The following is a 13781-nucleotide window of genomic DNA, read 5'->3' on the forward strand; positions in this document are numbered from 1 at the left end:
CTTCTGGTCTGGGGGGTAGCAGGGTGACCACGCAGCTGTAGGGCGAAAGCGTCGAGCCGGCGTGCGCCTTGTCGCCGCTGTCGAAAAGGCAGCTGCCGGCAGGCGCAGCCTCCAGGTGCAGAGACTGGTCGCCCAGGTTTAGGTCGATGCGCAATGTGCTGCCATCGCCCAGCTGCCAGCGTGCAGTCAGTGCCTTGTCAGCCAACACCTCGGCGCCCAGGGGGCGGGTACCGGGCAGGCGTGGGACCAGGTGCTGACGGCGCGTCGTGAGCAGCTGTTGGTACAGCCCATGCCAGCCGGCAATCACGTCCTGCGGGTCAGGCCTGGAGGCGTGGAAGGTCTGCTCGGCGTTGGGGTCGGGTATACGCGCGCGCTTTTCGGGGTCGGCAAAGGCGGCAAAATGTTCGAACTCACCGCGCCGGCCTTCGCGCACCGCATCAGCGAGCTCATCATGAAAATCGGTGAAGAACAGGAAGGGTGCACGGCTACCGTCGTCATCGCCCATGAACAGCAAGGGAATCATGGGGCTTAGCAGCAACAGCCCGGTCGCTGCGCGCAGGGCCGCAGGCGAAGTCAGCCGGGTCAGGCGCTCGCCCATGGCGCGGTTGCCGATTTGATCGTGGTTCTGCAAAAACAGCACGAAGGCGCTGGGCGGCAGGTGGCCGCTGGGTTCGCCGCGTGGTTCGCCGTGGCGGTTGGGCTGGCCCTGGAACACGAAGCCCTCGCCAAGGCAGCGCGCCAGCTTGCCGATCGGGTCGTCCTTGTAGTCTTCGTAGTAACCCTCGGTTTCATTGGTCAGCAACACGTGCAGCGCGTTGTGGCCATCATCGTTCCACTGCGCGTCGAAGCCTTGTTCAAGCAAGAAAGCCTGGTTGTGTTCGTTTTCCAGCACTAACCAGACGTGTCGACCCGGCTCGACGGCCTCGCGCACACGCTGGGCCAGCTCCTCGAGGAAGTCCGGCTGGTCGATGGCATGTACCGCATCGAGTCGCAGGCCATCGATGCGGTAGTCGCATATCCACATCAGCGCGTTCTGGATGAAAAATTCGCGCACTTCCGGCCGCCGGAAGTCGATGGCGGCCCCCCAGGGAGTGTGGCGGTCCTCTCGGAAGAACGAGCTGGCGTACTCATGCAGGAAGTTGCCATCCGGGCCGAAGTGGTTGTAGACCACATCGAGCATCACCATCAGCCCGTGGCCGTGTGCCTGGTCCACCAGGCTGCACAGTTGCTCAGGAGTGCCGTAGTTGTGCTGCGCTGCATAAGGCAGCACGCCGTCGTAGCCCCAGTTGCGGGTACCTGGGAATTGGCTGATTGGCATCAGTTCGATGGCGGTAATGCCGGTCGAGGCGATACGTTGCAGATGGCTTGCCACGCCTTCATAGCCACCAAGTACGCCCACATGCAGCTCCTGGATCACCGCTTCGTACCAGGGGCGGCCTTGCCAGCAATGCTGCCAGGCGTAACCGCCCAGGTTCACGACCTGGCTGGGGCCATGAACGCCTTCGGGTTGGAAGCGCGATGCAGGGTCAGCAACGCGAAGCTCGCCATTGATGCAGTAGCGGTACAAGTCCCCTGGCTTGGCAGGGGCGGTGCCGGTGAACCAGCCATCGGCCTCGGGGGCGAGGGCGACGGCTTCCTGGTGTTGCAATTCCACACTCACGCTGCGCGCGTCGGGTGCCCAGAGGGCGAAGCGCGCCGACGTGGCGTCCTCTAAGTGTGCGCCATGCCTTTGCATCTTCGACCTCTCTTCAGTAATGAGCCAGCTGGGCTTGCTTGACCAGGTCTTCGTACAGGCGTGCGTAGGGTTCCACTGCCTGGCACCAGTTGAATGGCTGGGTCATGGACAGGCAGCGCATGGCATTGAGCAGGTCTTTTTTCTGGTAGATGTAGAACGCCCGGCTGAGCGCCTCGCGGTAGCTTTCCACCGTCGATTCATCGAACAGGAAACCTGTAACGCCGTTCTCGATGGTGTCGGCCAGCCCGCCGGTCTTGCGCGCAACGGGCAGCGAGCCGAAACGCTGGGCGTACATCTGGCTCAGGCCACAGGGCTCGTAGCGCGAGGGCATCAACAGGAAGTCGCTGCCGGCGAACATGCGGCGTGCATCGGTTTCGTTGAAGCCGATGCGCACACCAACGCGGCCGGGATGACGCAGGGCCAGTTCGCGCATGGCCTGCTCTTCCTCGGGTTCGCCGCGGCCGATGATTGCAATTTGGCCGCCTTGCTCGACGATGTACTCGGCAACGCCCAGGGTCAGGTCCAGGCCTTTCTGGTAGACCAGGCGCGAGACCACGGCAAACAGCGGCCCCTCGGAAGGGTCCAGCTGGAACAGCTCGCGCACCGCCTGGGCATTACGCGCCTTGCCCTCCCAGTCGTTGATGCTGAAATTATGCTGCAGGTGCTTGTCGGTCGCCGCATCCCAGCTTTCGTCGATACCGTTGGGAATGCCGCCCAACAGCCCTTGTTGCGCCTTGCTGGCCAGGAAACCGTCCAGGCCGCAGCCGAATTCGGGCGTGGTGATTTCCTGGGCGTAGGTGGCACTGACCGTGGTGATGTGGCTGGAGTAGGCCAGGCCAGCTTTCAGGAAGGAGAGCTTGCCGTAGAACTCCATGCCCTCCTGCTGCATGGCATGGTCGGGAATGGCCAGCTCCGGGCTGCAGCCACGGCTGTAGACACCTTGATACGCCAGGTTGTGAATGGTGAACAGGGTCGGCGTACTCAAGCCGCGCCAGTGCATGTACGCAGGGGCCAGCCCCGCTGGCCAGTCATGGGCATGCACCATCTCCGGTTTCCAGTGGATCATGCCTTCACCGGCTGCGATTTCTGCAGCCGCCAGGCCCAGGCGGGCGAAACGGATATGGTTGTCCGGCCAGTCGCGACCGTTTTCTGCTGCGTAGGGCGTGCCAGGGCGCTGGTAGAGCTCCGGGCAGATCAACACGTAGATCACCAGGCCGTCGGGCAAGTCCATCCGGCCAATCTTGCAAGGTGGCAAGGCCGCGTGGCCGCCCAGCTCGCCGACGATGTGGATGGGGTTGTCGCTTTCGACGACCTGCGGGTAGCCCGGGATCAGCACGCGCACGTCGTGCAGGTGCGCCAGTGCCCGTGGCAGCGCAGCGGAGACGTCGCCCAAGCCACCGGTCTTCACCAGGTCAGCGATTTCCGAGGTGACGAAAAGGATCTTGCGTTTGTTCGGGTTGTTCTGGCGCTGGGCGCCAGGTGCCTTGCCTGTCTTGGCGAGCTCCGGGATGAGCGGTTCGCGATGTTCCGAGGTAAAGGTAGCTACTTGAGTCGCGACAGCGGCACTGATCATTGTTTCTCTCCGTCCCTAAGCTTGGCCGGGCACTGATAAACCGCGGCGGTCTTTCGTGTTGATTCTCTCTTTGCGAATTCTGCGTAATGCAATCCTTGCCCCCGAGTCGTGCGCACAGGCACAGCGCATTCGGCATTCTGGCCAAAAGGCGAGTGGACTGGTTGGGGTGGGCGGGCCATGCGTGGGAATAACCCATTTCATCTGGCCTGCTTAGTTCCTGACCTGCCGTCTTTCCTTAAAGTTCGACTTTTTTTCCGTTGCTCTTCCATTGAGCAAATGGCGGGCCGGAACCTGAGTGTAGGAGAGAAATATTACAAATGTGACCGAACGGTCATTCCAGGCGGCCCGCGTGCTAGACGCAGACGTTGGCATTCGCCCGCCGCATATGCCGAGCGCGTTGAACACACACGATCGCTAGGCGACGAGTGGCGCTTTGCCCAGTGCCTTGCACCTTAATGGTGCGGTCGGTGCTGCATGACAGCGCTCTGATTGATTCAGCGCTGCTGAATGCCTCTGGCGCCCCGAACGGGCGAAGAGAAAGGTACTTCGGCCCCAGCGAACGAACATGAACACACCGCCCGTCGCTGAACCCTCATGCAGTCCACTGGACTAACCTGAAAGGCGAAACGTCGTCACTCATTCCAGAAGGGGAGCACCTGCTCATGCAATTGGGAATTGTCGGGCTGGGCCGCATGGGCGGCAACATTGCAAGGCGGCTTATGCTCGCCGGCCATCACACGGTGGTGCACGATCGCAACGCACAAGCGATCACCGCCCTTGAGGGCGAAGGTAGCGTGGGGGCGGCTGACCTGGCCGCACTGGTCGAGAAACTCCAGGCGCCTCGTGCCGTCTGGGTCATGCTTCCCGCTGGGGCGCCTACCGAGCAGACCATTGCCCAGCTGGCTGACTTGCTGGAACCTGGCGACTCGATCATCGACGGTGGCAATACCTTCTATAAAGACGATATGCGCCGCGCTGCAGAACTGGCGCAGCGTGGGCTGCATTACCTGGATGTGGGTACTTCCGGCGGGGTATGGGGGCTGGAGCGTGGTTACTGCATGATGATCGGCGGGGAAAAGGACGTGTTCGAACGTCTGGAGCCACTGTTTGCAGCGCTCGCACCCGGTGTCGGTGATATCCCACGCACCCACGGGCGCACCGGTGAACACCAGCGCGCCGAGCATGGCTATATCCACGCCGGCCCGCCGGGCGCAGGGCATTACGTGAAGATGGTGCACAACGGTATCGAATACGGCTTGATGCAGGCTTACGCCGAAGGCTTCGACCTGCTGCGCAGCAAAGGCGGTGCCGAGCTGCCTGAGGACCAGCGCTTTGACCTGAACGTGGCCGAGATCGCCGAGGTGTGGCGCCGTGGCAGCGTGGTCACGTCCTGGCTGCTGGACCTGACCGCCGACGCACTGGTGGCCGACCCGCAGTTGGCTCAGTTCAGCGGCTCGGTGTCCGATAGCGGGGAAGGGCGCTGGACCATCGATGCGGCCGTCGAGCAGGCGGTGCCGGTTCCGGTGCTGTCCAGTGCACTGTTCGCGCGTTTTCGTTCGCGACAGCAACAAGGCACTTATGGCGACAAAATTCTCTCGGCCATGCGCCTTGGGTTCGGTGGACACGTCGAGAAGAAACCTGAATGAGCAAAAAACCGGCAACGCCTGCTGCTCCACCCTGCACGTTGTTCCTGTTCGGTGCCAATGGCGACCTGGTCAAGCGCCTGCTGATGCCCGCACTCTACAACCTCAGCCGCGACGGCCTGCTCGATAAAGACCTGCGCATCGTGGGTGTCGACCACAACGCGGTCAGTGCCGAGGCATTTGCTGAACGCTTGCACGCGTTCATGGCCGAGCGCGACAAAGGCGCAGAGGGTGCCCCGGCGAACCTGGACGAAAAGCTCTGGGCCAGCCTTGCCAAGCGCCTGGACTACCAGACCGGGGACTTTCTCGACGCTGCGACTTATGAGGCTATTGCCAAGCGCATCGACAAGACCAGCCATGGCAACGCGATTTTCTACCTGGCGACGTCTCCACGGTTTTTCCCAGAAGTGGCCAAACGCCTTGGGGAGGCCGGGTTGCTGGACGAGTCGGGCGGCGGGTTTCGCCGGGTGGTCATCGAGAAGCCGTTCGGCCACGACCTTGCCAGCGCCGAGGCGCTCAACGCTTGTCTGCTGAACGTGATGGGCGAGCTTCAGATCTACCGGATCGACCATTTCCTGGGCAAGGAGACCGTCCAGAACATCCTGGTCAGCCGTTTCTCCAATGGGCTGTTCGAGTCGTTCTGGAACAATCACTACATCGACCATGTGCAGATCACCGCCGCTGAAACCGTAGGGGTCGAAACCCGCGGTGCGTTCTATGACAGCACCGGTGCGATGCGCGACATGGTGCCCAATCATCTGTTCCAGCTGCTGGCGATGGTAGCCATGGAGCCGCCTGCGGCGTTTGCCGCTGACGCGGTTCGCGGGGAGAAGGCCAAGGTGATCGGCGCGATCCGCCCGTGGTCGACCAAGATGGCGTTGAAGAACTCGGTTCGGGGCCAGTACGTAGCCGGCACCCTGGATGGGAAGAACGTGCCGGGATACCGTCAGGAAACCAAGGTGGAGCCTGACAGCCAGACCGAAACGTTCGTGGCCATGAAGATCATGATCGATAACTGGCGCTGGGCCGGTGTGCCCTTTTACCTGCGCACCGGCAAGCGCATGAGCGTGCGCGATACGGAAATCGCCATCTGCTTCAAGCCGGCGCCGTATGCCCAGTTCCGTGAGTCCGCGCTGCAAAGGCCCAAGCCCAATTACCTGAAGATTCAGATCCAGCCCAATGAAGGCATGTGGTTCGACCTGCAGGCCAAACGGCCAGGGCCGGAGCTTGTAATGGAGAATGTAGAGCTTGGGTTTGCCTACAAGGATTTTTTCAAGATGACCCCGGCCACCGGCTACGAGACCTTGATCTATGACTGCCTGACGGGCGACCAGACCTTGTTCCAGCGTGCCGACAACATCGAGAACGGCTGGCGCGCCGTCCAGCCGTTTCTCGATGCCTGGGCCCAGGGCGGGGAAGTGCATGACTACGAGGCCGGCCAGGATGGCCCGGAGGCGGGCGACGAACTGCTGGCCCGGGACAAGCGCGAGTGGCACCGGCTGGGTTGATAGCGCACCGTTTTGATCCGATCGCGTGGTGCTGGGCCTGTCAGTGAAGGCAGGCTCGGCACAATGGACGCACTGAATTTCTGGAGTCTCGATGCCTGCCCATATTGAAGATTATGCCCTGCTGGGCAATTGCCGCAGCGCCGCCCTGGTCAGCAGCGACGGCTCGCTCGATTGGCTGTGCCTGCCGCGTTTCGATGCGCCAGCGGTGTTCGCGGCCTTGCTGGGCAACGAGGAAAATGGCCGTTGGCGCCTGGCGCCTTCGGACCCTGTGATAGAACGCACCCGGCGCTACCTGGACGACACGCTGGTGCTTGAAACCGTCTGGGTCACGGCCTCGGGAAAGGCGCGGGTGCTGGACTTCATGCCCTTGGGTGACGAGAACGCAGTGGTGCGCATCGTCGAAGGCCTTTCGGGGCAGACCACGTTCGAAATGGACCTGGTGATGCGCTTTGACTACGGGCGCAGCGTCCCTTGGGTGGAGCGGCTCGACCCGCTGACCCTCAGCGCGGTGGCAGGCCCGGACCGCTTGATCCTGTCCTCGACCGTGGCGCCCCATGCCCGCGATCACCACACGGTGGCGCGTGTGCGGGTAGGCGAGGGCGAGCGGCACGTGTTCAGCTTGCGTCATCACCCGTCCCACCTGCCGGTGCCCGCCGAACAGGACATCGATGCCTGCCTCAAGGCCACCGTGGATCAGTGGCAGGTCTTCGCAGCCAAGTGCCCCGACGTGGGGCCGTACACGGCCCTGGTGCGGCGCTCGTTGCTGGTGCTCAAGGCCATGACCTATGCCCCAACGGGCGGGATTGTGGCGGCAGTGACGACTTCGTTGCCCGAGCGCGTGGGCGGTGAGCGTAATTGGGACTACCGCTTCTGCTGGCTGCGCGATGCCACCATGACCTTGCTGGCCTTCATGAACCTGGGCTACTTCGAAGAAGCCCAGGCCTGGCGCGAATGGCTGTTGCGTTCGGTGGCGGGCAACCCGGAGCAGATGCAGATCATGTACGGCCTGGCCGGTGAGCGTGATCTTCAGGAATACACCCTGCCCTGGCTGGCCGGCTACGAGCACTCCCAGCCGGTGCGGGTGGGCAACGCAGCCGCCGCGCAGACCCAGCTGGACATTTACGGTGAGCTGGCCGACGCCATGAGCCAGGCCATCCGCGGCGGTCTGCCCAGGCACCCGCGCAGCGCGGCCATTAGCCGGGTGATCATGCCTTACCTGGAAAGCATCTGGCGTGAACCTGATGAAGGCATCTGGGAAGTGCGCGGTGGTCGGCAGCATTTCGTGCACTCCAAGGTCATGGCCTGGGTGGCGTTCGACCGCGCCGCAGAGCTTGCCGACACCACCGAGGAGGACCGTGAACGGGGCCTTCACTACCGGCAGGTCGCTGATCAGATCCGCCGCGAAGTGTGCGAGCAGGGCCTCGATGCCCAGGGCCAGCACTTTGTGCAGGCCTACGGTTCTTCAGAGATGGATGCCAGCCTGCTGCACATCGCGCTGACCGGCTTTCTGCCGGCCCATGACCCGCGCTTTCTGCGCACCCTGGCCCAGATCGAAAAACGCCTGCTGCACAACGGCCTGTTGCTGCGCTACGACACCGACAGCTGTACCGATGGCCTGACGGCGGGCGAGGGTACGTTTCTGGTGTGCTCCTTCTGGCTGGCCGACGTGTACGTGCTGCTGGGACGCCAGGACGAAGCGCATGCGCTGTATCAGCGGCTGACAGACCTGTGCAACGATGTGGGCCTGTTGGCTGAGCAGTACGACCCGGTAGGCAAGCGCATGCTGGGCAACTTCCCGCAGGCGTTCAGTCACATCGGCATCATCAATACCGCGCTCAACCTGCACCGGGCGCAGTGCCCTGCGCGTGTGCGCGCCAGTGCCTGAAGCTTGGCAGCCGGCGCTTGCGCCGGCTGATGGTTTCGCTGCGCAAGCGGAGTAGACTACGGGACATTTGCGAGAGTACGGAGCAACCATGGGCATTGGCGGTATGGATTGGCAGATCGACATCATCCCGTTCACGGTCAGCGCTTGATGGCCAACCACAAGATTGAAATCCGTCGTCGCAACATCGAGAAGATTCTGCAGGCCGCCGAGCGTGTGTTCGCCGAAAAGGGCTTCGCTGCCACGTCCATGGGCGACATCGCCGAGCAGGCGCAGCTGCCGCGCTCGAACCTTCATTACTATTTCAAGACCAAGGACGACCTGTTTCGTGCGGTATTGCAGGACTTGCTTGAAGTCTGGAAACAAGATGCCCTGAGTTTCGAGCACTTCGATGACCCCCGCGTCGTGTTGACCAGCTACATACGCGCGAAGATGGCACACTCCCGTTCACGGCCGCTGGGCTCGAAAATCTGGGCCGAGGAGATGCTGCACGGTGCGCCGGTGCTCAGGGCCAACCTGGATGAAAGCCTGGTGCCCTGGGCCAGACTCAAGGAAGCCAAGATCCGCCGCTGGGTGGAGCAGGGGCGCATTCTGCCAGTGCAGCCGTCGGCGCTGCTGTACATGATCTGGGCATCGACCCAGCATTATGCCGACTTCGGATACCAGGTGGCCTTGCTCAACGACGGCGAGCCGCTGTCCGACCGGGATTTCGAAAGCGCCGTGCAGACGGTGACCAGCGTAATCCTGAGGGGCATTGGGTTGGAGCCTTGAGCGAACTACCATGCAGGGCTGAAATCGTGGCGCCGCTGCGCGGCCCATCGCGGCACTAGGCCGCTCCTGCACTGAATTCGATAGCCTCCAGATCCGATAGAAAGCGGATGCCTTCTCGAATTTTGGAAATCGAACGTTGCGCTGCAGCTACCCCTTGTAGGAGCGGCCCTTGTGCCGCGATGGGCCGCGCAGCGGCCCCACGATTTCAGCCCTGAATCCCAATCATCAAGGCCCATGTGCGCCGCACCGCGACGGATCCGGCGCCTGGCAAAACGGCGGGCGCCTGCATTCACACGCCCACCCTCAGCCAGCCTCCCGATAGGGGTTGCGCGGGTCCTGCGTCCAGTTCAGGTACGGCTTGCCAGTGTCCTGCGCAACCATCTCGATGCAGTCTTCCACGGGGCAGGTGATCTGGCACAGGTTGCAGCCCACGCATTCTTCCTCGATCACGCTATAGGCATGGGTTCCGTCGGCCTTCACCGTACTGGCGATGGCCTGGTGCGAGGTGTCCTCGCAGGCGATGTGGCACCGGCCGCAACCAATGCAAGCATGCTGATCGATGTGCGCGATGGACTTGTAGTTGATGTCCAGGTACTTCCAGTCGGTGGTGTGGCCGACTGCCTGGCCTCGGAAGTCCTCAAGACGGGCATGCCCATGCTGATCCATCCAACGTGCCAGGCCGTCCTTCATATCCTCGACGATGCGAAAGCCATGCAGCATGGCGGCCGTACAGACTTGCACCGCGCCGCTGCCCAGAGCCACGAACTCGGCAGCGTCACGCCAATTGCCAATACCGCCGATCCCGCAGATCGGCAAGCCCTGGGTGGCGGGGTCGCGGGCGATTTCCGCGACCATGTTCAGCGCGATGGGTTTGACGGCCGAGCCGCAGTAACCCCCGTGCGTGCTCTGGTCGCCGACGATCGGGTGGGCCACCATGCGGTCCAGGTCCACGCTGGTGATGGAGTTGATGGTGTTGATCAGCGACACCGCATCGGCGCCACCCCGGTGCGCGGCTCGGGCCGACTGACGAATGTCGGTGATGTTGGGGGTAAGCTTGACGATCACCGGCAGCGAGCAGTAGGTCTTGCACCAGCGCGTGACCATCTCCACATACTCAGGCACCTGGCCCACCGCCGCCCCCATGCCACGCTCGGGCATCCCATGGGGGCAGCCGAAGTTCAGCTCGATGCCATCGGCCCCGGTGGCCTCGACCAGCGGCAGGATGAATTTCCACGATGCCTCCTCGCACGGCACCATCAGCGACACGATCAGTGCCCGGTCCGGCCAATCCTTCTTGACCTGGGTGATCTCCCGCAAGTTGATCTCCAATGACCGATCGGTGATCAACTCGATGTTGTTGATGCCCTGAACCAGGCGGTTGGCGCCAAAGTGCGCCGAATAACGCGACGAGACGTTCACCGCTGCAGGGTCTTGCCCCAGGGTTTTCCAGACCACGCCACCCCAGCCCGCTTCGAAGGCGCGTACCACGTTGTAGGCCTTGTCGGTGGGCGGGGCGGAGGCCAGCCAGAAGGGATTGGGGGCGCGAATGCCGGCGAAGACGATAGACAAGTCAGCCATTTACGCGGCCTCCACATTGAGCATGAGTTGGGCATGGATGGCCTGGGCCGCCACCTTGCCATGTTGTACGGCCTGCACGGTGAGGTCCTGGCCCAGGGCAGTGCAGTCACCGCCGGCATACACGCCCGGTAAGCTGGTCTGCATGCACTCATCGACGCGGATGCGCTCCCCATCGCGGGCCAGTTGCGCGGCGACCGGGTCAGCCAGGCTTTGGTCTTCCAAGCACTGCCCGATGGCCTTGAAGATCGCGTCGGCAGCCAGTTCGAAAGTTTCCCCGGTATCACCCAGGCGACCGTCCACCATCGCCGTGCGCGCGAAGCGCATGCCGCGCACGTTGCCATCGTCGCTCAGCAGTACGGTGTCGGGGCGCGCCCAGGTGTGCAGGCGCACCTGGTTGGCCTTGGCGATGGCTTGCTCGTGGCCCGTGGCGCCCATGTCGGGCGCCCCACGGCGATACACCAGGTTGACGTCGCGTGCCCCCAGGCGGCTCATCTGCACGGCCATGTCGATCGCCGTGTTGCCGGCGCCGATCACCAGGCAGCGGTCGGCCAAAGGCAAGCGGCTGAGGTCATCCGCCTGGCGCAGCTCGCGGATGTAGTCGGTGGCAGCCAGCAGGCCCGGCGCCTGCTCATCGGGCAGGCCCAGTTGCCGCACGGCACTGAGCCCAAGGCCAAGAAATACGGCATCGTACTGATCCCGCAAGTCACCGAGCCCCAGGTTGCTGCCCAGGCGCTGGCCGTAGCGGATCTCGATGCCACCGATGCCCAGCAAAAACGCCACTTCACGCTGGGCGAAGTCATCCACCAGCTTGTAGCGGGCAATGCCGTACTCGTTCAGGCCGCCCGGTTTTTTACTGGCTTCGAAGATGACTACATCGTGCCCGTGCATGGCCAGGCGATGCGCGCAAGACAAGCCCGCCGGGCCGGCGCCGACCACGGCGATACGTTTGCCGGTGGTCGGGGAGCGCTGGAAGGGATGCCCGCTGAACTGGGCGTTGTCCAGGGCATAGCGCTGCAACTGACCAATCAGCACCGGCGCGCATTCCTGCGCGTTGTTGCGCACGCAGGCCTGTTCGCAAAGGATTTCGGTCGGGCAGACACGAGCGCAACTGCCGCCGAGGATGTTGGCCGACAGAATTCGTTCGGCAGCACCTTCCAGGTTTTCATCACTGATGCGGTGGATGAAGGACGGAATGTCGATGTCGCTGGGGCAGGCGTTGATGCACGGGGCATCGTAGCAGTACAGACAGCGCGCGCTCTCCACGGCGGCCTGGCGCGCGGTCAGTGGTGGGACTAGGTCGCTGAAATGCTCGGCCAGCTGGTCGCTACCGGCCCTAGGGCGCGGCAAATGGTTCAGTGCGTCGATCACGGTGGTAGCCTCTCTTTCTTGTCGTGGGCTTGAAAGGGTGGAGCGCAGGCGGCCCCGCTCACCGGCACGCCGTGCCCCAGGCACGGGTTGGCCTGACGAGTCGGTCTTGCAATGAAGGCCGGTCGATCAGTTTCAGCGGCTAGCGGGGCACGGGGATGGGCCGATGGTGGTCGGCCCGACGCTCGAGCAGTTCGTACACCGACGGGTAGGCCGGGCGTTCGACATACCGTCCGGCACCGACTTCGGCGCGCAAGTCACCGTCGGCCCACACCACCTTGCCCTGGCTGATGGTGTGGCTGGGCACGCCGCGCACGGTGCGGCCTTCGAAGATGTTGAAGTCCACCTGCTGGTGATGGGTCTTGGCCGACAACGTGCGCGTGCCCTGTGGATCCCACAGCACCAGGTCGGCGTCGGCGCCGACACGAATGGCGCCTTTGCGTGGGAACAGGTTGAAGATCTTCGCCGTGTTGGTGGACGTGACGGCGACGAATTCGTGCATCGACAGGCGACCTGTGTTCACACCGGCATCCCACAACACCGCCATGCGGTCCTCGATACCGGCCGTGCCATTGGGAATGCGGCTGAAGTTGTCGCGTCCCATGGCCTTCTGCTCGGCGCAGAAACAGCAATGGTCGGTGGCGGTGGTGTGCAGGTTGCCTGACTGCAGGCCGCGCCACAGCGCCTCTTGGTGTTCACGCGGTCGGAAGGGCGGGCTCATCACATAGCCTGCTGCCGTGGCCCAGTCCGGGTCGCGGTAGACGCTGTCGTCCAGCAGCAGGTGGCCAGGCAAGACCTCGCCGTAGACCGGCTGCCCCTTGCCGCGAGCGTAGGCAATCTCATCCAGCGCCTCGCGGCTGGAGACATGCACCAGGTACAACGGCGTACCGAGGGTTTCTGCGATACGGATGGCGCGGCTGGCCGCTTCGCCCTCGACCTGGGGCGGACGTGACAACGGATGCGCCTCAGGCCCTGTCATGCCCTGGGCCAGCAACTTGCGTTGAAGGTGATCCACCAGCTCGCCGTTCTCGGCGTGCACCGTGGGCACGGCGCCCAGTTGCAGGCAGCGCTCGAAGCTGGCGACCAGGGTGTCGTCAGCGGCCATGATGGCGTTCTTGTAGGCCATGAAGTGCTTGAAACTGTTCACCCCATGGTGGGCAACCAGCTCAGCCATTTCCTCGGCTACCTGGTCGCTCCACCAGGTGATGGCCACGTGAAAGCCGTAATCGCTGGCGCTCTTTTCTGCCCATCCGCGCCAGGTGTGAAACGCCTCCATCAACGACTGCTGGGGATTGGGGATCACGAAATCGATGATGGAGGTGGTGCCGCCTGCGAGCCCGGCGGCGGTGCCGCTGAAAAAGTCCTCGCTGGCCACGGTGCCCATGAATGGCAACTGCATGTGGGTATGCGGGTCGATCCCGCCGGGCATCAGGTACTGGCCGCTGCCATCGAGCACCTTGCAACCGGCCGGTGGGTCGAGGTCTTGGCCGATGGCCTGGATCAGGCCGTTTGCACACAGGACATCGGCGCTGAAGCTTTCTTCGTGGGTGACCACGGTGGCGCCACGGATCAACAGGGACATGCCGTTTTCCTCGCAGGCTGACCGGTCTGTGCCGGTTCTTGGAATTGGTAGGCCAGGGTGGCAGAGCGATCCTGTCATCGCTGACAAGATTCGAGGCTAGATGCAGATTCTGGATTCAGCAAGAAATAAATCACACGGAATTTG

Annotated in this window: 8 protein-coding genes and 1 pseudogene; 4 read left to right on the top strand and 5 right to left on the bottom strand. The window is 63.2% G+C overall.

The genetic code is table 11. The features are described 5' to 3' along the window. Window position 1: 1 nt before the first annotated feature. Window positions 2–1735: pseudogene (gene treZ / locus ACF8GB_RS04410) on the bottom strand (malto-oligosyltrehalose trehalohydrolase); the annotation flags it as partial. Between the two features lie 13 nt (window positions 1736–1748). Further along, window positions 1749–3308: a glycogen synthase GlgA gene (glgA, locus tag ACF8GB_RS04415; protein WP_027916213.1), complete on the bottom strand. Its 1560-nt coding sequence runs from the start codon at window positions 3306–3308 to the stop codon at window positions 1749–1751. A 662-nt stretch (window positions 3309–3970) separates the two neighbouring features. Between glgA and gnd the strand changes: the two genes are divergently transcribed. The 4 genes from gnd (at window position 3971) to ACF8GB_RS04435 (ending at window position 9112) form a co-directional block, all read left to right on the top strand. Next, window positions 3971–4954, top strand: a complete 984-nt coding sequence (gene gnd / locus ACF8GB_RS04420) for a phosphogluconate dehydrogenase (NAD(+)-dependent, decarboxylating) (RefSeq protein WP_058639578.1) — start codon at window positions 3971–3973, stop codon at window positions 4952–4954. Then, entirely contained in the window at window positions 4951–6459 is a 1509-nt protein-coding gene (zwf, locus tag ACF8GB_RS04425) for a glucose-6-phosphate dehydrogenase (protein WP_392526615.1), read from the top strand. The genes gnd and zwf overlap by 4 nt, the downstream gene beginning before the upstream one ends. 91 nt (window positions 6460–6550) lie before the next feature. After that, window positions 6551–8344 (top strand): glycoside hydrolase family 15 protein, encoded by a 1794-nt coding sequence (locus tag ACF8GB_RS04430; RefSeq protein WP_145254711.1) that lies wholly within the window; start codon window positions 6551–6553, stop codon window positions 8342–8344. A 147-nt stretch (window positions 8345–8491) separates the two neighbouring features. Further along, the gene (locus ACF8GB_RS04435) at window positions 8492–9112 is read left to right on the top strand and encodes a TetR/AcrR family transcriptional regulator (RefSeq protein ID WP_078478331.1); all 621 of its coding nucleotides are present in this window, start codon (window positions 8492–8494) and stop codon (window positions 9110–9112) included. A gap of 303 nt (window positions 9113–9415) precedes the next feature. Here the strand turns inward: ACF8GB_RS04435 and preA are convergent, their stop codons facing one another. The 3 genes from preA to hydA form a co-directional block, all read right to left on the bottom strand. Next, a complete protein-coding gene (preA, locus tag ACF8GB_RS04440; protein ID WP_078478332.1) occupies window positions 9416–10690 on the bottom strand; it encodes an NAD-dependent dihydropyrimidine dehydrogenase subunit PreA in 1275 nt (424 codons plus the stop codon). Then, complete coding sequence (locus ACF8GB_RS04445; protein ID WP_392526617.1) at window positions 10691–12058, bottom strand: NAD(P)-dependent oxidoreductase; 1368 nt, start codon at window positions 12056–12058, stop codon at window positions 10691–10693. A 139-nt stretch (window positions 12059–12197) separates the two neighbouring features. Next, window positions 12198–13637 (bottom strand): dihydropyrimidinase, encoded by a 1440-nt coding sequence (hydA, locus tag ACF8GB_RS04450; RefSeq protein WP_392526619.1) that lies wholly within the window; start codon window positions 13635–13637, stop codon window positions 12198–12200. Between the last annotated feature and the right edge of the window lie 144 nt (window positions 13638–13781).

Origin of the sequence: Pseudomonas sp. xss_4 (assembly GCF_043104125.1) — a bacterium.
Lineage (GTDB): Bacteria > Pseudomonadota > Gammaproteobacteria > Pseudomonadales > Pseudomonadaceae > Aquipseudomonas > Aquipseudomonas parafulva_B.